The sequence below is a fragment of the Pseudomonas sp. Z8(2022) genome, assembly GCF_025837155.1.
In the GTDB taxonomy this organism is placed as follows: Bacteria; Pseudomonadota; Gammaproteobacteria; order Pseudomonadales; family Pseudomonadaceae; genus Aquipseudomonas.
This window is the reverse complement of record NZ_CP107549.1, coordinates 3,917,629-3,936,482: the sequence shown is the minus strand read 5'-3', so window position 1 is coordinate 3,936,482 and position 18,854 is coordinate 3,917,629. Positions and strand designations below refer to the sequence as shown.

At 63.6% G+C, this 18,854-nt stretch carries 15 protein-coding genes; 4 read left to right on the top strand and 11 right to left on the bottom strand.

The annotated features are described in order from the left end of the window. Positions 1-63 precede the first annotated feature (63 nt). The 10 genes from phaC (OEG79_RS18655) to OEG79_RS18610 form a co-directional block, all read right to left on the bottom strand. On the bottom strand, positions 64-1,746 hold the full coding sequence (gene phaC, locus OEG79_RS18655) for a class II poly(R)-hydroxyalkanoic acid synthase (protein ID WP_264146431.1): 1,683 nt from the start codon (positions 1,744-1,746) through the stop codon (positions 64-66). 36 nt (positions 1,747-1,782) lie between these two features. Beyond that, entirely contained in the window at positions 1,783-1,920 is a 138-nt protein-coding gene (locus tag OEG79_RS18650; protein ID WP_264146430.1) for a hypothetical protein, read from the bottom strand. 29 nt (positions 1,921-1,949) lie between these two features. Beyond that, on the bottom strand, positions 1,950-2,807 hold the full coding sequence (gene phaZ / locus OEG79_RS18645) for a poly(3-hydroxyalkanoate) depolymerase (RefSeq protein WP_264146429.1): 858 nt from the start codon (positions 2,805-2,807) through the stop codon (positions 1,950-1,952). A 143-nt stretch (positions 2,808-2,950) separates the two neighbouring features. Then, positions 2,951-4,633, bottom strand: a complete 1,683-nt coding sequence (phaC, locus tag OEG79_RS18640) for a class II poly(R)-hydroxyalkanoic acid synthase (protein ID WP_264146428.1) — start codon at positions 4,631-4,633, stop codon at positions 2,951-2,953. 291 nt (positions 4,634-4,924) lie between these two features. Continuing rightward, a complete protein-coding gene (locus OEG79_RS18635) occupies positions 4,925-5,296 on the bottom strand; it encodes a DUF971 domain-containing protein (RefSeq protein ID WP_264146426.1) in 372 nt (123 codons plus the stop codon). A 143-nt stretch (positions 5,297-5,439) separates the two neighbouring features. Continuing rightward, positions 5,440-6,780 carry an HslU--HslV peptidase ATPase subunit gene (gene hslU / locus OEG79_RS18630; RefSeq protein WP_264146425.1) on the bottom strand — a complete coding sequence of 447 codons (1,341 nt, stop codon included), beginning with the start codon at positions 6,778-6,780 and terminating at the stop codon, positions 5,440-5,442. Between the two features lie 44 nt (positions 6,781-6,824). Beyond that, on the bottom strand, positions 6,825-7,355 hold the full coding sequence (hslV, locus tag OEG79_RS18625) for an ATP-dependent protease subunit HslV (protein ID WP_037049870.1): 531 nt from the start codon (positions 7,353-7,355) through the stop codon (positions 6,825-6,827). Between the two features lie 96 nt (positions 7,356-7,451). Further along, positions 7,452-8,126 carry an SPOR domain-containing protein gene (locus tag OEG79_RS18620; RefSeq protein ID WP_264146424.1) on the bottom strand — a complete coding sequence of 225 codons (675 nt, stop codon included), beginning with the start codon at positions 8,124-8,126 and terminating at the stop codon, positions 7,452-7,454. Next, positions 8,127-9,866 carry an arginine--tRNA ligase gene (gene argS, locus OEG79_RS18615; protein ID WP_264146423.1) on the bottom strand — a complete coding sequence of 580 codons (1,740 nt, stop codon included), beginning with the start codon at positions 9,864-9,866 and terminating at the stop codon, positions 8,127-8,129. A 105-nt stretch (positions 9,867-9,971) separates the two neighbouring features. Next, positions 9,972-12,191, bottom strand: coding sequence for a primosomal protein N' (locus tag OEG79_RS18610; protein ID WP_264146422.1), 2,220 nt, complete (start codon positions 12,189-12,191; stop codon positions 9,972-9,974). A 158-nt stretch (positions 12,192-12,349) separates the two neighbouring features. Between OEG79_RS18610 and rpmE the strand changes: the two genes are divergently transcribed. The 4 genes from rpmE (at position 12,350) to OEG79_RS18590 (ending at position 16,195) form a co-directional block, all read left to right on the top strand. Continuing rightward, positions 12,350-12,562 carry a 50S ribosomal protein L31 gene (gene rpmE / locus OEG79_RS18605; RefSeq protein ID WP_003459015.1) on the top strand — a complete coding sequence of 71 codons (213 nt, stop codon included), beginning with the start codon at positions 12,350-12,352 and terminating at the stop codon, positions 12,560-12,562. A gap of 26 nt (positions 12,563-12,588) precedes the next feature. Beyond that, positions 12,589-13,389 carry a thermonuclease family protein gene (locus OEG79_RS18600; protein WP_264146421.1) on the top strand — a complete coding sequence of 267 codons (801 nt, stop codon included), beginning with the start codon at positions 12,589-12,591 and terminating at the stop codon, positions 13,387-13,389. Further along, the gene (locus OEG79_RS18595) at positions 13,386-14,822 is read left to right on the top strand and encodes a M48 family metalloprotease (RefSeq protein WP_264146420.1); all 1,437 of its coding nucleotides are present in this window, start codon (positions 13,386-13,388) and stop codon (positions 14,820-14,822) included. The genes OEG79_RS18600 and OEG79_RS18595 overlap by 4 nt, the downstream gene beginning before the upstream one ends. Before the next feature lie 104 nt (positions 14,823-14,926). Next, the gene (locus tag OEG79_RS18590) at positions 14,927-16,195 is read left to right on the top strand and encodes a malic enzyme-like NAD(P)-binding protein (protein ID WP_264146419.1); all 1,269 of its coding nucleotides are present in this window, start codon (positions 14,927-14,929) and stop codon (positions 16,193-16,195) included. A gap of 102 nt (positions 16,196-16,297) precedes the next feature. Here OEG79_RS18590 and OEG79_RS18585 read toward each other — a convergent pair whose 3' ends face one another. Further along, positions 16,298-18,706 (bottom strand): penicillin-binding protein 1A, encoded by a 2,409-nt coding sequence (locus OEG79_RS18585; RefSeq protein ID WP_413247556.1) that lies wholly within the window; start codon positions 18,704-18,706, stop codon positions 16,298-16,300. Positions 18,707-18,854 lie beyond the last annotated feature (148 nt).

Sequence of the window (18,854 nt, the reverse complement as noted above, 5' to 3'; positions counted from 1 at the left end):
CTTCTTGTTCGACTGGGCGCGAAGGCTGACGATAACCGGCCGCTACGCTGCCGGCCATCGCTTTCAGCGGATATGCACGTAGGTGCCCGGTGCCGCCTCCATGGCCGGATAGGTCGGGTTGCCCAGTGCCATCAGCATTTCCCGTCGTTCGCCGGAGCGCGCCTGGATCCACTCCAGCCACTGCGGCCACCAACTGCCCTGCTGATGCTGGGCCTCGTGATACCAGGCGCGTGGGTCGGAGGTGAGCTTGGTGTTCTCGTAGTAGTTGGCCTTCGGGTTGCCCGGCGGATTGAGAATGCTCTGGATATGGCCGCTGTTGGACAGGATGAAGCGACGGTTGCCGCCGAGCAGCAGGGTCGAGCGATAGACCGCGTCCCAGGGCGTAATGTGATCGTTGATGCCGGCCACGCTGAAGCTGTCGACGTTGACCTTGGCCAGGTCCACCGGCGTGCCGCAGACCTCCAGCCCACCGGGGCGGCTGAGTGGGTTGTGCTTGAAGAAGTCGATCAGGTCGCCATGCAGGGCGGCGGGCAGGCGGGTGTTGTCGTTGTTCCAGTAGAGGATGTCGAACGCCGGTGGCTGCCTGCCGAGCAGGTAATTGTTGACCCAGTAACTCCAGATCAGGTCGTTGGGACGCATCCAGGCGAACACCCGGGCCATGTCGCGGCCATCCAGCACACCCTGCTGATAGGAGCGGCGCTTGGCCGACTCCAGGGTTTGCTCGTCGGCAAACAGCATCGCCGGGCTGTCGATCTGGCTGTCGAGCAGGCTGACCATGTAGGTGGCGCTGGCAATCTTGCGCAGTTGCCGGCGCGCCTGCAGGTGCCCCTGCAGAGCGGCGATGGTCAGGCCGCCAGCGCAGGCGCCGAGCAGGTTGACGTTCTTGCTGCCAGTGATGGCGCGGCAGGCGTCGACGGCTTCCTCGACCGCCTGCACGTAACTCGACAGGCCCCACTCGCGGTGTTGCGGGTCCGGATTGCGCCAGCTGATCATGAAGGTCTGCAAGTCGTTCTTCAGCGCGTACTGGACGAAGCTCTTTTCGTTGGACAGGTCGAATATGTAGTACTTGTTGATCTGCGGCGGAACGATCAGCAGTGGGCGCAGGTACTGCTTTTCGCTCATCGGCCTGTACTGGATCAGCTCCAGCAGTTCATTGCGAAACACCACGGCGCCCGGCGTGCAGGCCAGATTACGACCGACCTCGAAGGAGTGCTTGCTGACCTGGCTGGGCAGGCCGTCGTTGTGCAGCAGGTCGTCGAACAGATGACGCAGACCCTTCAGAGCGCTGCTGCCACCGGTGTTGAACAGTTCCTTGAGTGCCTGCGGATTGAGCGGGCTGTTGGACGGTGACAGCGCATCGCTCATCAGCGAGGCGAGAAAGCGGGCGCGGGCACGATCATCGGCCGACAGGTCGCTGTCGTCGATCCAGGCCGCCAGCTGTTTCTGCCAGGCCAGGTAGGCCTGCAGGCTGCGGCGATAGAAGGGGTTGAGGTGCCAGGTCGGATCGGCGAAACGGGCATCCTGCGGGTTGACCTTGTGCAGGGTGTCGCCGAGCAGCACGCGGCCAAGCTGGCCACCGAAGGCCAGCAGGTGGCGGCCGCTGCGTACCGGGTTCTTCAAGCCCTGGGCGGCCAGCAGGCGCACGGTCGATAGCAGGTCGCGACCACGTACGCCCACCACCGCGCTCTGGGCATTCATGAAGCTGGCAGGTGCCGGCAGTGAGGCCGGGTTCGACTTGTCTCGCATGGGGCAACACTCCGTCGTCAAACCTTCTAGAGACTTTCACGGCGCGGACTGCCTGGCGCGCACCTCGTACTTGTGCATGACGTGCAGCAAGCCCTGTACCAGGCGTGCGGAAAGGGCATTGCAGAGCACTGCGTCGAAAACCAGGGGGGCATCGTCGGCCCCGTTGTCGGGCATGTACGACGATGCGCACCAAGCGGGTGCGGTCAATGCTGACGCACTGGCGTTGGCTGCGGGTGCATCACCGCGCGCTGCCGCTCCTCTTCGAGAAACTTCATGATGATCGGGGCCACCGCCTCGGCGCGGGTCACTAGAAACAGGTGGCCGTCGTCGATGATGTGCAATTCCGCGTTGGGAATGCGCCAGGCCAGCAGGCGCATGTTGATCAGCGGAATCAGCGGATCGTCGTCACCGGCCATCACCAGGGTCGGCTGACGAATCTTGTGCAGCCAGTGGATGCTGGTCCAGCCGAGTCCGGCGAACAGTTGCCAGTAGTAGCCCATCTTGCCGCCCGAGCGCACCTTGCTCGCGTGCGCCATGGCCAGCTTGGGATCGCGGCGGAAGGCGCCGCCGTAGATGTCCGGGGCGATGCGCACGCCATAGGAAGGCTGCACATAGCGCCGTGGGCTGGCCATGCGCCAGAGCACCTTGGGTTTGCCCGGCACCATCACCGCACCGGCCGAGGTGGCGGCGAGGATCAGCTTCTTGCAGCGCTCCGGGTAGTCGTGGGCGAACTGCTGGGCCAGGGCGCCGCCCCAGGATACGCCGATGGCGTTGACCTGACCGTAGTCGAGGTAATCCAGCATGCGTGCCGCCAGCTTGGCCAGGCCCGGGAAGCGATAGGGTGTGGCCGGGGTCGATGAGCCGCCGACGCCGGGTACGTCGAAGGCGATGATTTCCAGCTCCGGATCGAGGGCGGCGACGAAGGGCATCACCAGCTCCAGGTTGGCACCGATGCCGTTGAAGATCAGCAGCGGCACCAGCTGGCTGTTGCCCGGCCGCACCGCGGTGCGGATGGTCTGCCCATCGAGATCGATGGTGCGGAATACGAATGGTTGCGGCATGGGCGCAGCCCCTGTGGAGTTGAGCGCTGGGGACGGCCGTCCGGGCCGGCTCCAGGATTACCAGGCTATGCCTGGTTCGCCGCGCCGGTAGTACCGGCGTGGCGTGCGGCACTTCCCGGTGCCGCTGCGGTTGAGGCTATCGATCAGCGCTCGTGTACATAGGTGCCCGGGGCGGCTTCGCCGGCCGGGAATTTCTTGTTGCCCAAGGCTCGGGGTGCGTTCTTGATTTCGCCCGAGCGCTCCGTCAGCCAGTTCTGCCAGTGCAGCCACCAGGAATCGGCGTGCTTGGTCGCCCCTTCGAGCCATTCGCGCGGCGAGGCCGGGCGTTCGCTGTTGGTGGAGAAGCGCGCCTTCGGGTTGCCCGGCGGGTTGAGGATGCTCTGGATGTGCCCACTGTTGGAGAGGATGAACTCGACGTTGCAGCCGCTGAACAGCAGCGACGACTTGTAGCAGGTCTCCCACGGGGTGATGTGGTCGGTGGTGCCGGCGACGCAGTAGATGTCGGTCTTGACCTGGCTCAGGTCGATCGGCGTGCCGCACACCTCCAGCGCGTTGGGGCGCAGCAGCGGGTTGTGCTTGAACATCTCCACCAGTTCACCGTGGAAGGCCGCGGGCAGGCGCGTGGTGTCGTTGTTCCAGTAGAGGATGTCGAACACTGGCGGCTCGTTGCCGAGCAGATAGTTGTTGACCCAGTAGTTCCAGATCAGGTCGTTGGGACGCATCCAGGCGAACACCTTGGCCATGTCCTTGCCTTCCAGCACGCCGGCCTGGTACGAGCGGCGCTTGGCCGCTTCCAGAGTCTTCTCGTCGGCGAACAGCGCGACCTGGGTGTCGAGGCTGAAGTCCAGCACGCTGACCACCTGCGACACCGCATTGATCTTCTGCGTGCCGAGGGCTGCGTAGTGGCCGAGCAGGGCGGCCACGGTGATGCCGCCGGAGCAGGCGCCAAGGGTGTTGACGTCCTTGCTGCCGGTGATCGCGCAGACCACGTCGATGGCCTCCTTGAGCGCCTCGATGTAGGTCGTCAGGCCCCACTCGCGGTTGGCCGGGGTCGGGTTGCGCCAGCTGACGATGAAGGTCTGGATGTGGTTGCGCAGCAGGAAGCGCGCCAGGCTCTTGTCCGGCGACAGGTCGAACACGTAGAACTTGTTGATCTGCGGCGGCACCACCAGCAGCGGGCGCTCATGCACGCTCTCGGTGATCGGCTTGTACTGGATCAGCTCCAGCACGTCGTTGCGAAACACTACCGCGCCTTCGGTGGTGGCCAGGTTCTTGCCGACTTCGAAAGCGTCCATGTTGACCTGGCTGGGCATGCCGCCGTTGTTCACCAGATCCTTGGCCAGGTGCGAGAGGCCGTCGAGCAGGCTCTTGCCGCCGGTTTCGAAAAAGCGTTTGACCGCTGCCGGGTTGGCCATGCTGTTGCTGGGAGCCATGGCTTCGGTCATCAGGTTGATCACGAAATGGCCGCGGCTGGCGTCCTGCTCGGACAGCGAGCTGTGCTCGATCCAGTCGTGCAGTTCCTTGCGCCAGGCCAGGTAGGTTTGCAGGTAGCGGCGATACAGCGGGTTCTGGCTCCACGCCGGGTCGGCAAAGCGGCGGTCGCCGTCCTCGGGCTTGAGTGCGGACTGGCCGAGCATGACGTTCTTCAGCTCGAGGCCGAAATGAGCGACGTGCTTGGCGCTGTGGAAGGGTTGCTTGAGCGCCTGGGCGAGCACCATGCGGGCGGAGGTCAGTAGGTCCTTGCCGCGGATGCCGATCACAGGGTTGAGTCCCAGGGTGTTTTCCGAGGCCTGGCGTTTCAGGTCTTCATTATTCTTGTCACTCATCTACGACGCTCCAATGTCCTGAGTCGCGCACCGGCCGTGCTCGCGGCGAAACAAGGGCCAGGTACTGCTCGGGTTGCCGGGGGCGGATCGAGTCCGCGTCATGCATTGCATCTGGCTGGACCAAATGCAGGGAACCTGCCAGTTCCTTGGTTACCCGAGTTTTTGCCGTTAGGCAAGCTGATCGATGGAGCAGGAGTATGCCGCGATAGTTTAGAAAAATCGTTCTAACTACCGGGTAATGAGCGGGATGAATGCGGGCGAGCGCTCTATATCGAGCGCTTGCGTCAGAGCTCAGAGCATCAGTCGGACGACGGACTCGTTGGGGTCGCGGGATTTGCCGGCGGCGCTGAGCTGCGCCAGGTAATCGGCCCACAGCTGGTCGTGCCGGGTCGCCAGTTCGTGCAGGTATTCCCAGGTGAACAAACCGCTGTCATGGCCGTCGTCGAAGCACAGTTTCAGTGCATAGTTGCCGGCCGGCTCGATGCGTTCGAGGCCGACATTGAGTTTGCCGGTCTGCAGGATCGGCTGGCCATGGCCCTGCACTTCGGCCGAGGGGGAATGCACGCGCAGGAACTCGGCGCTCAGCTGGTAGCTCTGGTCGCCATAACGCAGTTCCAGCGTTTTCGACGCCTTGTGCAGTTTGATCGCGCTGGGGATGGGCATGGCTGGTTTCCGTGATCGTTTCAGGCGTTAGGCTCAGGTGAGTGATTTGCGCCGTCCGCGAACTTCGCGGCTGAAGCGGAATGCCGCCCAGCCGCTCCTGCAGAATGACGCCGACCACCTGCGACAGGGTCGTACTCCCGGATTTACAGAATATAGCGCGACAGGTCTTCGTCCTGCGCCAGTTCGCCGAGGTGGCTGTTGACGTAGTCGGCGTCGATACGGATCGGTTCGCCATTCTGCTGACCGGCCAGATCGCCGGCGCTGAAGGAGACTTCCTCGAGCAGGCGTTCGAGCAGGGTGTGCAGGCGACGGGCACCGATGTTCTCGGTCTTCTCGTTGACCTGCCAGGCGATCTCGGCAAGGCGCTTGATGCCGTCTTCGGTGAACTCGATATCCAGCCCTTCGGTCTTCAGCAGCGCGCTGTACTGCTCGGTGAGCGAAGCGTGCGGCTCGCTGAGGATGCGTTCGAAATCCTGCGGGCTCAGTGCCTTGAGTTCGACGCGGATCGGCAGGCGGCCCTGCAGCTCGGGTACCAGATCGCTCGGCTTGCTCAGGTGGAAGGCGCCGGAGGCGATGAACAGGATATGGTCGGTCTTGACCATGCCCAGCTTGGTGTTGACCGTGCAGCCTTCGATCAGCGGCAGCAGGTCGCGCTGTACGCCTTCGCGCGAAACGTCTGCGCCGCCGGCATTGGCGCGTTTGGCCACCTTGTCGATCTCGTCGATGAAGACGATGCCGTGCTGCTCGACGGCTTCCAGCGCACGGGCCTTGAGCTCTTCCTCATTGACCAGGCGCGCCGCTTCTTCGTCGCGTACCAGTTTCAGGGCATCGGCGACCTTGAGCTTGCGGCTCTTTTTCTTGCCCTTGCCGAGGCCGGCGAACAGGCTTTGCAGCTGGTTGGTCATCTCCTCCATGCCAGGCGGAGTCATGATTTCCACGCCCATGGGCGAGTCGGCCACTTCGATGTCGATTTCCTTGTCGTCCAACTGGCCTTCGCGCAGGCGCTTGCGGAACAGCTGACGGGTATTGGAATCCTCGCTGCGCGCCGGCTCGTCGCCAAAGCCCTGGCGCGGGGGCGGTAGCAGCGCGTCGAGAATGCGCTCTTCGGCGGCATCCTCGGCTCGGTGGCGAACCTTGATCATTTCCTGTTCGCGCAGCATCTTCACCGCGGCATCGGCCAGGTCACGGATGATCGATTCGACGTCGCGACCGACGTAGCCGACCTCGGTGAACTTGGTGGCTTCCACTTTCAGAAAGGGCGCATTGGCCAGCTTGGCCAGGCGCCGGGCGATTTCGGTCTTGCCGACACCGGTCGGGCCGATCATCAGGATGTTCTTCGGCGTCACTTCCTGGCGCAGCTCAGCCGGCAGCTGCATGCGCCGCCAGCGGTTGCGCAGGGCGATGGCGACGGCGCGCTTGGCGTCGTCCTGGCCGATGATGTGGCGGTTGAGTTCGTGGACGATCTCGCGGGGCGTCATGGACATGGAATCGGGCTCGCAATAAACAGATAGCGGTGAGGCAGTGGACGCTACTCGGCAGCGTCCAGTTCCTCGATTGTCTGGTGGTGATTGGTGAATACGCAGATGTCGCCGGCGATGCCCAGCGCGGTTTCCGCCACTTCACGGGCCGACAGGTCGGTCTTCATCAGCAGGGCGCGCGCGGCGGCCTGGGCGAAGTTGCCACCGGAGCCCATGGCGATCAGGCCTTCCTCGGGCTCGACCACGTCGCCGTTGCCGGTAATGATCAGCGAGGCATCCTTGTTGGCCACGGCCAGCATGGCTTCCAGGCGGCTCAGGCTGCGGTCGGTCCGCCAGTCCTTGGCCAGCTCGACGGCGGCGCGCACCAAATGTCCCTGGTGTTTTTCCAGCTGGCCTTCGAAGCGCTCGAACAGGGTGAAGGCATCGGCGGTGGCGCCGGCGAAGCCGGCCAGCACCTGGCCGTGGTAGAGGCGGCGCACCTTCTTGGCGTTGCCCTTCATGACGGTGTTGCCCAGGGATACCTGGCCGTCGCCAGCCATCACGACCTTGCCGTGGCGGCGCACTGAAACGATGGTGGTCAAGGGTGAATCTCCACGCTGCGGGGCGAACTTGCCCGGATGGAAACTCAGATGGGGTGCCCGCCGCAGCTTTTCAACCTGCGGCGGATCAAACGGCGATCAGCGGACCTGGCGCTGCTGTAACAGCAGATTGCTGTAGCCGTTGCCAGCGAGGGTCTTCTGCGCGGCCGCGAGTTGCTCGCGACTGGCGAAGGGGCCGACCAGAACCCGGTGCCAGGTCTCGTCGCGCACCTTGCCAGTTTCCACGCGTACGTTCTGGCCGAGCAGGATGATCTGCGCGCGCACAGTGTCGGCATCGTCACGCTTGCGGAACGAGCCTGCCTGGAGGAAGAACTGCGTGGTGACTGGCGCGCTGGCCAGTACCGGCGGCGCAGGCGGCGGCACCTGGCCGTTGAGCGCAGCTTCGGCGCGAGCGGTGTCGATCTTCGCAGCCTCTTCCGGGGTGACCGGTTTCTGTTCGGGCACGGGGGGCGGCGTTTCTTCCAGGGCCTGCGGCAGGATCACTTCCGACTCCGGCAGCAGGGTGTAGAAATCGTACTTGGGCCTGGATGGCTCGGGTTGCGTCGGCTTCGGCTCAGGCTTGGTGCTGCGCACCTGTTCGCCCTTGTCGCGCTTGATCTCGTCACGGCCCGGTTCGAGGCTGAACAGGAACATGAAGAAACCGCCGACCACCAGGCCGCAAACCAGCCAGATCCAGCCGGGGACGGGCTTCTTCGCCGGGGCCTGATAGCGACTGGCGCCGCGTTTCGGCGCCGGCTTCTTGCGCGCTGCCATTTACATCCGCTCCAGGGTTTCCAGGCCGAGCAGCTCCAGGCCCTGCTTGAGAGTGCGGCCGGTGAGGGCGGCCAGACGCAGACGGCTGTCGCGCGTGGCTTCGTCCTCGGCACTCAGGATCGGGCAATTCTCATAGAAGCTGGAGAACAGGCCGGCGAGGTCATACAGGTAGGCACAAAGAATGTGCGGCGTGCCCTTGTCGGCGACGTTGCCGAGCAGCTCGTTGAATTGTGCCAGCTTGGCGGCCAGGGCTTGCTCCTGATCGGCAACCAGGGTGATTTGCCCGCCGATCTCGTCCACGCCCTTGCCCAGCTTGCGGAACACACCGGCCACGCGGGTATAGGCGTACAGCAGGTAGGGTGCGGTATTGCCCTCGAAGCTCAGCATCAGGTCGAAGTTGAAGCTGTAGTCGCTGGTGCGGTGCTTGGACAGATCGGCGTATTTCACCGAGGCGATGCCAACCACACGTGCAATTTTGCGCAGTTCCTCTTCGCCGAGGTCCGGGTTCTTGTCCTTGACCAGGCTGTAGGCGCGCTGTTCGGCTTCGTCGAGCAGTTGCACCAGCTTCACAGTACCGCCGTCGCGGGTCTTGAACGGGCGACCGTCCGGACCGTTCATGGTGCCGAAGCCCATGTGTTCCATTTCCATGCTGGCCGGGACGAAGCCTGCCAGGCGCGCGCAGGCGAAGACCATCTGGAAGTGCAGGGCCTGGCGCTGGTCGACGAAGTACAGCACGCGGTCGGCCTTGAGCGTGCCGGCGCGGTAGCGGGTGGCGGCCAGGTCGGTGGTGGCATACAGGTAGCCGCCGCCGGCCTTCTGCACGATCAGCGGTAGCGGGTTGCCTTCGGCATTCTTGAACTCGTCCATGAAGACGCACTGCGCGCCATTGTCTTCGGTCAGCAGGCCCTTGGCCTGGAGGTCGGCAATGACGTTGGGCAGGTCATCGTTGTAGGCGCTCTCGCCCCTGACGTCGGCCATCGTCAGCTTGACGCCGAGGCGGTCGTAGATGGCCTGGCAGTGGCTCAGGGATATGTCGTTGAAGCGGTTCCACAGGCGCAGGCATTCGGCATCGCCGGCCTGCAGCTGGACCACCAGCTCGCGGGCGCGGTCGGCGAATTCGGGAGACTCGTCGAAGCGTTTCTTGGCTGCGCGATAGAAGCCTTCCAGGTCGGACAGCTCGCTTTCGGCGGCCGCCGGGTTCTCCTGCATGTAGGCCAGCAGCATGCCGAACTGGGTGCCCCAGTCGCCGACGTGGTTCTGACGGATCACGGTGTCGCCGAGGAACTCCAGTACGCGCGCCACGCCGTCGCCGATGATGGTCGAGCGCAGATGGCCGACGTGCATTTCCTTGGCCAGGTTGGGCGCGGACATGTCGACCACCACGCGCTGCGCCGGACCGTTCTTGCGCACTCCGAGCCTGGCGTCGGCCAGTGCCGCTTCCAGACGCTGGGCCAGTACATCGCTGTTCTGGAAGAAGTTGAGAAAACCGGGGCCGGCGATTTCCACCTTGGTGATCTGCTCATCGGCCGGCAATGCCGCGATCAGCTTCTCGGCCAGGTCGCGCGGTTTCATGCCCGCCGGTTTGGCCAGCATCATGGCGATGTTGCTGGCGAAATCACCGTGGCTCTTGTCCTTGGTGTTCTCCACCTGGATGGCCGGCGTCAGGCCGGCGGGCAGCACGCCTTCGGCGGTCAGGCGGTCGAGGGCTTGCTGGATCAGGTGGCGAATGCTGTCTTTCATGTTCGGCTCGGGTTGCCTTGGGGCGTTGGTCGAAAACTGCGCATTATAAAAGCAGCGGCGAGCTGCAAGCCATAAGCAGGCGTCACCCGGTTACCGCGCGCAGGCTCAGAACAGGTCAATCGGGTCCACGTCCAGCGACCAGCGCACCGCACGGCCGCTGGGCATTTGTTCCAGTGCATGCAGCCAGCGGTTGAGCAGCCGGTGCAGCGGGGCGCGGGCATTGCCCTGCAGCAGCAACTGGGCACGGAAGCGGCCGGCGCGGCGTTCCATTGGCGCCGGCACCGGGCCGAGCAGCTCGATACCGGAGAGGCCCAGCTCAGCGAGCAGATGCTCGGCTTCGCTGCAGGCCTCGTCGAGGAAACCCTCCGCCTGGCCGGGTTTGTGCGCTTCGGCGCGCAACAGGGCCAGATGACAGAACGGAGGCAGGCCGGCGCTGCGGCGTTCGCTCAGCGCCTGCTCGGCGAAGGCGAAATAGCCCTGTTCGGTCAGTTGTACCAGCAGCGGATGATCGGCCAGGTGGCTCTGGATGATCACCTTGCCCGGTTCCTCGGCACGCCCGGCGCGCCCTGCAACCTGCACGATCAGCTGCGCCATGCGCTCGCTGGCGCGAAAGTCAGCGGAGAACAGGCCGCCGTCGGCATCGAGAATCGACACCAGCGTCACCCGCGGGAAGTGGTGGCCCTTGGCGAGCATCTGGGTGCCCACCAGGATGCACGGCTCGCCCTTGTTGATGGTGGCGAACAGGCGATCCATTGCGCCTTTGCGTGAGGTGCTGTCGCGGTCGATGCGCAGCACCGGGTAATCGGGGAACAACAGCGCCAGACGCTCTTCGGCACGCTCGGTGCCGGCGCCGACCGGGCGCAGGTCGACGTGCTGGCATTTTGGGCAGTTGCTCGGCTGTCGCTCGACATGGCCGCAGTGATGGCAGCGCAGCTCCTGATAACGCTGATGTACGGTCATGCGTGCATCGCAACGCGGACATTCCGACAGCCAGCCGCAGTCGTGGCAGAGCAGAGTCGGAGCGAAACCGCGGCGGTTGAGAAACACCAGTACCTGCTGGCCGGCTGCCAGGGTCTGGGCAATGGCCTGCTGCATCGGCCCGGAGATGCCGGAATCCAGTGGCCGGCTCTTCACATCCAGACGCAGGAAGCGCGGCTGGCTGGCGCCGCCGGCACGCTGGGTCAGCCTGAGCAGGGCGTAGCGGCCGGCATGGGCGTTATGCAGGCTTTCCAACGAAGGTGTGGCCGAGCCGAGCACGATCGGCACGTTCTCCTGGCGCGCGCGAACCAGCGCCAGATCGCGGGCGTGGTAGCGCAGGCCTTCCTGCTGTTTATAGGAGGCGTCGTGTTCTTCATCGACGATGATCAGTCCTGGGTTCTTCATCGGCGTGAACAGCGCCGAACGGGTGCCGATGATGATGTCGGCCTCGCCATCGCGCGCGGCCAGCCAGGCGTCCAGACGATCTCGATCGTTCACAGCCGAATGCAGCAGGGCGATGCGGGCGTTGAAGCGGCGGGCGAAACGGTCGAAGGTCTGTGGGCCGAGGTTGATCTCGGGGATCAGCACCAGCGCCTGCTTGCCGGCCTCCAGGCACTGATGGATCAGCTGCAGGTAGACTTCGGTCTTGCCACTGCCGGTGACGCCGGCGAGCAGAAAGGCATTGAACTGGTCCCAGCCTGAGGCCACGGCATTCACGGCGGCGCGCTGCTCGGCATTCAGCGGCAGCTCCGGCTGCGCCAGCCAGTGCGCCGGCTTGGCATGCGGCTGGGTGCGGCGCACCTCGACCCGTACCAACCCCTTCTCGTGCAGCAATTGCAGGCTGTCGCGGTTGAGTTGCAGCTGGCTGAGCAGGCTGTGGGCCACACCGTGCGGATGTTGCGCCAGGGCCTTGAGCGCGTCGCGCTGGCGCGGGGCGCGGGCCAGGCGTGGGTCGTCGACACTGGCGTCCTTGCTGGCCAGCCAGTAACGCTCCTGACGGTTTTCGGCCGGTTCGCCCTGGCGCAGCATCACCGGCAAGGCCCAGCTCAGGGTGTCGCCAAGGCTGTGCTGGTAGTACTGGGCCGTCCACAGGCACAGCTTGAACAGCGACGCCGGCAGCGGTGGGCGGGCGTCGAGCAGTTCCAGCGCGGGCTTGAGCTTGTCGAGAGGGACTTCGCTCTGGCTGTCGACCTCCACCAGCACACCGATCATCTCCCGCCTGCCGAAGGGCACGCGCAGGCGTACACCTGGCTGCAGGGCACTGCGCGACACGCCTGCAGGCGCGAGATAGTCGAACAGGCGGCGCAGCGGCGAGGGCAGGGCGAGGCGCAGGATCAGGTTGGGCAAGCCAGGAGCTCCTTTGACAGGCCGGCGATCTTAGCATGCGACGACTGGCGCCTTGTGCGGCTTGCATCGACTTAAGCGTCTGGTAATATGCGCGGCCTATTTCTGTGCGGTGCCTGACGTTGGTCGGGTGGCGGCACGACTACCCCGAGGAAAGCACCATGAAAGCCGATATCCATCCGAACTATGTCGAGATCGACGCCACCTGCTCCTGCGGCAACGTGATCAAGACCCGCTCCACCCTGGGCAAGAACCTGAGCCTGGACGTTTGCTCCGAGTGCCACCCGTTCTACACCGGTAAGCAGAAAGTGCTGGACACCGGCGGCCGTATCGATCGCTTCAAGCAGCGTTTCGGCGTATTCGGCGCCAAGTAAGCGACCAAACGAAAACGGAATCTGGCATGCGCCACTCCGTGATTCTGAAAAAGGCGTCCCTGGCGGGCGCCTTTTTCGTTTCTCTGCTTTGTGTGGACCAGGCTCAGGCCTTCTGTCCCCAGCGCCTCGATCTTGCCCAGATCGCCGTGCGTCAGGTGGTTGACGGCGATACCGTACGCCTGGTCGACGGACGCAGCATTCGCCTGATCGGCATCAACACGCCCGAACTGGGGCGAAAAGGGCGCAGTGATGAGCCCTATGCGGTGCAGGCCAGGCGCCGTCTGCAGGCGCTGGTGGATGCCAGCGATGGTCGTGTCGGTCTGCTCTACGGCAAGCAGCGCAAGGACCGCTACGGCCGCACACTGGCCCATCTCTACGACCGCCAGGGGCGCAATCTCGAAGCACAACTGCTCGGCGAAGGCCTCGGCTTCATGGTCGTCGTGGCGCCCAACAGTGCGCTGGTGAGCTGTCATGTACAGGCCGAACGGCAGGCGCGCAGCCAGCGCCTCGGCCTGTGGCGCTCCGCTCAGGTGAAGAGCGCCGGCCAACTGAGTGGTGGCGGCTTCGCCTTGCTCGGCGGGCGGATCACCGGCGTGCAGCGCAATCGCGGCGGCCTCTGGATCGACCTCGATGGCGGTCGGGTTCTGCGCGTGGCGCCAGAGATGCTCGACGAGTTCGATGTGCATGCCTTGCAGAAGCTCAAGGGCCGACGAGTGGAGGCACGTGGCTGGGTAATTGACCGCCAGAGTCGCGGTGGCTTGAAATCCGGGCAGGCACGCTGGATGCTGCCGCTTACCCATTCGGCGATGCTGGAGGTGTTGCCATGATACGTGCATTGATGCTGTGTCTGTGCTGCAGCTGGCTGGCCGGTTGTGCGGTCAACCCGGCGACCGGTCGCACCGACTTCGTGATGATGAGCGAGCGTCAGGAGCTGGACCTCGGCGCGCGTTACAACCAGGAAATCCTCAAGCAATACCCGCGCTACGAAGACGCCAAACTGCAGGCCTATATACAGCGCGTGGGCGAGCGGGTAGCGCGCAGCAGCCATCGCAACCAGCTCAACTACGTCTTTACCCTGGTCGACAGTCCGGACGTCAATGCCTTCGCGCTGCCGGGCGGCTACATCTATATCCATCGTGGCCTGCTTGCCTATCTCAACTCCGAGGCAGAGCTGGCCGCCGTCCTGGGGCATGAGGTCGGTCACGTGACGGCGCGTCACAGCGTGCGCCAGCAGAGTCAGTCCACTGCCTGGGGACTGCTCGGCCAGGCTGCCGCCATCGGAACCGGTGTCGGTGCAGTGGGTGATCTGACCAGTGTCATGGGCAATGCCTTCGTGCGCGGTTACGGTCGTGACATGGAGCTCGAGGCCGATGGCCTGGGCGCGCAATACCTGGCGCGCAGCGGCTATGACCCGCAGGCGATGATCGAAGTGGTCAAGGTGCTCAAGGCGCAGGAGGATTTTGCCCGCGAGCAGGCCGCCCGGCGCGGTGAGGCCCCGACTGCGGGTGGTTATCACGGTCTGTTCGACACCCATCCGGATAACGATCGTCGTCTGCAGGAGGTGATCGGTCCGGCGAGCGCGCTGGTCGGCAGCAACCAGGAGGTGGGGCGTGACAGTTTCCTGCAGATGCTCGATGGCCTGGTGTTTGGCGACTCCGCCGCCAGTGGCATCCGCCGGGGGCGGCATTTCTATCACGGCGAGCTGGATTTCACCCTGACCTTTCCGCAGGGTTGGCAACTGGTCAATCGCCCCGATGTGCTGATCGGTCACACCCCGGATGAGCAGGCCTTTATCGCCATGACTCTGGAGGCAGCGGACAAACAGCTGTCGCCTGCCGAGTTCCTGCGCAGGCGCGTTGGCAATCAGCGTCTGGTTGCCGGCGAGGATCTGCATCTGGGCACGCTGCAAGGCCATACGGCAGTGTTGCAGGGGCAATCGGCGCGTCGCGTGGCGGTGATCTACCGAGGCGACAGTGCCTACCTGTTCGTGGCGGCAGTGAAAGGGCGTGCTTCGCTGGAAACCGAAGATCAGCGTTTCCTCGATGTGATTCGCAGTTACCGGTCGCTGAAAACATCCGAACGCAAGCTGGCCGAGCCGGTGCGTCTGCATCTGGTACGGGCCAAGGCTGGGCAGAGTCTCTCGGTCCTGGCCAAGGATTCCCCCTTGCCGGTTGATGGCGAAGCGCAGTTGCGTCTGCTCAACGGCCTCTATCCGAATGGTGAGCCGCGCCCCGGCGAATGGCTGAAAACGCTGCGCTAGCGCGGTGCTTCAATCGCGACCGAACGGTCTTGTGCAGGTGTATACAACTTGCGTATCCTCGGCCGCCTGCCCGTTCAACAGCCAACAAAAGCGGAAATGCTACTATGACAGATCTAAAAACTGCCGCTCTCGAATATCATGCCCAGCCCCGCCCCGGTAAGCTGAGTGTCGAGTTGACCAAAGCCACTGCCACTGCCCGCGACCTTTCGCTGGCCTACAGCCCGGGTGTCGCCGAGCCGGTACGCGAAATCGCGCGTGACGCCGAGCTGGCCTACCGTTACACCGGTAAGGGCAACCTGGTAGCGGTCATTTCCGACGGTACCGCCATCCTCGGTCTGGGTAACCTCGGCCCGCTGGCCTCCAAGCCGGTGATGGAAGGTAAAGGCGTGCTGTTCAAGCGTTTTGCCGGTATCGATGTGTTCGATATCGAAGTCGATTCGGAGAGCCCGCAGGCCTTCATCGACACCGTAAAGCGCATCTCCATCACCTTCGGCGGCATCAACTTGGAAGATATCAAGGCCCCCGAGTGCTTCGAGATCGAGCGCGCACTGATCGAGCAGTGCGACATTCCGGTCTTCCACGATGACCAGCACGGCACCGCGATCGTGACTGCTGCCGGTATGCTCAACGCCCTGGAAATCGCCGGCAAGACTCTGGAAGAGGCGAAAATCGTCTGCCTGGGTGCCGGTGCAGCCGCCATCTCCTGCATGAAGCTGCTGGTGAGCATGGGCGCCAAGGTCGAGAACATCTTCATGATCGACCGCAAGGGCGTGATTCACGCTGGTCGTGATGACCTGAACCAGTACAAGGCCGTGTTCGCCACCGAGACCGACAAGCGCACGCTGTCCGATGCGCTCGAAGGCGCTGACGTGTTCGTCGGCCTGTCCGGCGCCAATCTGCTGAGCCCGGAAGACCTCAAGCGCATGGCGGCCAACCCGATCGTCTTCGCCTGCTCCAACCCGGATCCGGAAATCAAGCCGGAGCTGGCGCACGAGACCCGCAATGACGTGATCATGGCCACCGGTCGGTCCGACTACCCGAACCAGGTCAACAACGTGCTGGGCTTCCCCTTCATCTTCCGCGGTGCTCTGGATGTTCGCGCTACCCGCATCAACGAAGAGATGAAGATCGCCGCCGCGCTGGCGCTGCGTGACCTGGCCAAGCAGCCGGTGCCGAAGGAAGTCTGCGATGCCTACGGTGGCATCGAACTGTCGTTCGGCCGTGAGTACATCATTCCGAAGCCGATGGATCAGCGTCTGATCACCGTGGTTTGCGATGCCGTGGCCAAGGCTGCCATCGAATCCGGTGTGGCGACTCTGCCCTATCCGAAACACTATCCGCTGACTTCGGTGGATGACGTGTTCAAAGGCTAAGCCGACCGGAAGCAGCAAACAAGAAACCCGCCTAGGCGGGTTTTTTGTTGGGCTCGAACTGGCTGCAGGCGGCAGGCTTTTGCCTGCTGCTGGCAGCTGCCTTCAGAACAGGTCGATCGGCGCCATCTCGTCAGCCGGCAGCGGGCTGCCGGGAATACTCATGCCGGGCTCGAACTCACCCATTGGTGGTGGTGAGTCTTCGCTCTTGAAGAGTTCGAAATAGGCATCCGGGGTGCCTGGTGCGGCGGCGCGGCCGCTGACCGGGTCGACACGCAGGGTCAGCAGGCCCTTGGGTTCCTTCGGCAGATGGCTAGGGCGGTCCTTGAGTACCGGGCCCATGTAGTTCATCCATATCGGCAGGGCGACAGTGCCGCCATATTCGTTACGGCCGAGACTTTCCGGCTGGTCGAAACCTGCCCACACGGTAGTCACGTAGTCGCCGTTGTAGCCGGAGAACCAGCTGTCCTTCGATTCATTGGTGGTGCCGGTCTTGCCGGCCAGGTCGTTGCGGCCCAGGGCCAGGGCGCGGCGGCCCGTGCCGCGCTTGATTACGTCCTGCAGCATGCTGGTCATGATGTAGGCGGTACGCTCGTCGATGATCTGCTCGGCAACCTTGGGTTCTTCCAGAGGCAGTTCGTCGTTCGCATTCACTGCCAGGTTAGCGTTCTCTTCGGTTGGCTTGCTGCCGGGTACACGTGCCGGGTTGGCGCGGAACAACGGCTTGCCGTTGCGATCATCGATGCGTTCGATCAGATAGGGCTCGATCTTGTAGCCGCCGTTGGCGAAGGTGGCCCAGCCTTCGGCGATTTCCAGCGGTGTGAGACTGGCGGTACCGAGTGCCAGAGACAGGTTGCGTGGCAGGTCCTGTGGGTCGAAGCCGAAGCGTTCGATGTAGCGGAGGCTGCGGTCGATGCCCATGTCCTGCAGCAGGCGAATCGAGACCAGGTTGCGCGACCTGTACAGCGCCTCGCGCATGCGGATCGGGCCGAGGAAGGTGTTGTTGTCGTTCTTCGGTCGCCACTTCTGTGACAGGTAGTCGTCGGAGAGGATGATCGGCGCGTCGTTGACCAGAGTCGCCGCGGTATAGCCGCTGTCCAGTGCCGCACTGTAAATGAAGGGCTTGAAGCTGGAGCCAGGCTGGCGCTTGGCCTGCACGGCACGGTTGTAATTGCTCTGGTCGAAGGAGAAGCCACCGACCAGTGCCTGAATGGCGCCGCTGTATGGGTCGAGCGAGACTAGCGCACTTTGTGCCGCAGGGACCTGAGTAAAGCGCAGGCTGCCGTCCTCCTGGCGCTGGACGCGCACGATATCGCCGACCTGGGCGACGTCGCCTGGCTGCTGCGGACGTGGGCCAAGGCTATTGGTATTGAGGAAGGGGCGCGCCCATTTCATGCTGTCCCAGGCCACGGCCTGTTCTTCGCCGTTGCGGTTCATGACCAGGATGCCGCTCTTCTCGACTTGGGTAACCACCGCAGGTTCAAGGCCGCCGATGCTGCGGAACTTGCTCAGCTCGGTGAGCCAGGTTTCGCGTGTCAGTCCCGGCAGACGGCTCTCGGGACCGCGATAGCCGTGGCGCTGATCGTAGGCAATCAGCCCGTCGCGCAGCGCAATATTGGCCACTTCCTGCAGGTGGCTGGGGACGGTTGTGGTGACGTTGAAGCCTTCGGTGTAGGCCTCGCTGCCATAGCGGCCGACCATTTCCGCCCGTGCCATCTCGGCTATGTAAGGAGCGCTGAGTTCGGGGGTGGGGACGTGATAACGCGCGTCGACTTCCTCGGCCAGTGCTTCCTCATAGCTGGTTTGATCGATGCGGCCAAGGCGATACAGACGTCCGAGAATCCAGTCGCGACGTTCCTTGGCGCGGGTCGGGTTGACCAGCGGGTTATAGCGGGACGGCGCTTTCGGCAGGCCTGCGATCATGGCCATCTGCGCCAGGTTCAGGTCGCGGATCGACTTTCCGTAGTAGACCTGTGCGGCGGCTTCGATGCCGTAGGCGCGATGACCGAGATAGATCTTGTTGACGTAAAGCTCGAGGATCTCGTCCTTGCTCAGCTCGCGCTCGATCTGCAGGGCCAGGAGTATCTCGGTGGCCTTGCGCGAGAAGCTGCGTTCGCTGGTGAGGAAAAAGTTCTTCGCCACCTGCATGGTGATGGTGCTGCCGCCACTCTGAATCTGACCGCTTTTCAATAATTGCGTGGCAGCGCGCATCAGGCTGGTCACATCGACGCCATAATGATTGGCGAAATTGTCGTCTTCTGCTGCCAGCAGGGCGCTGATGAAATCCTTGGGGATCTCGTCGAAGCGAATGGGGGAGCGGCGCATTTCGCCAAACTCGGCGATCAGCTTGGCGTCGCTGCTGTAGACGCGCAGGGGGATCTGCAGCTGAACCTGGCGCAGCGATTCGACGGACGGAAGGGTCGGACTAAGGTAAAGAAACGCACCGCTGAAACTGAGCAACAGCCCACAAAAAACGGCAACGCAAGACCACCAGATAAACTTCAGCAGGCGTATCAAAATGTTCGGAATTCCAAGTAAAAGAATGAGTTAAGCAGGAGTCGAGGCAAAAAGGGAAAAGCTGATCACATTATAAGCGTTTTTTTTCCCGGGGAGCCATTTGCGCTTCTGTCAAGACTGATATTTAATGTGGAAAAACATAAAT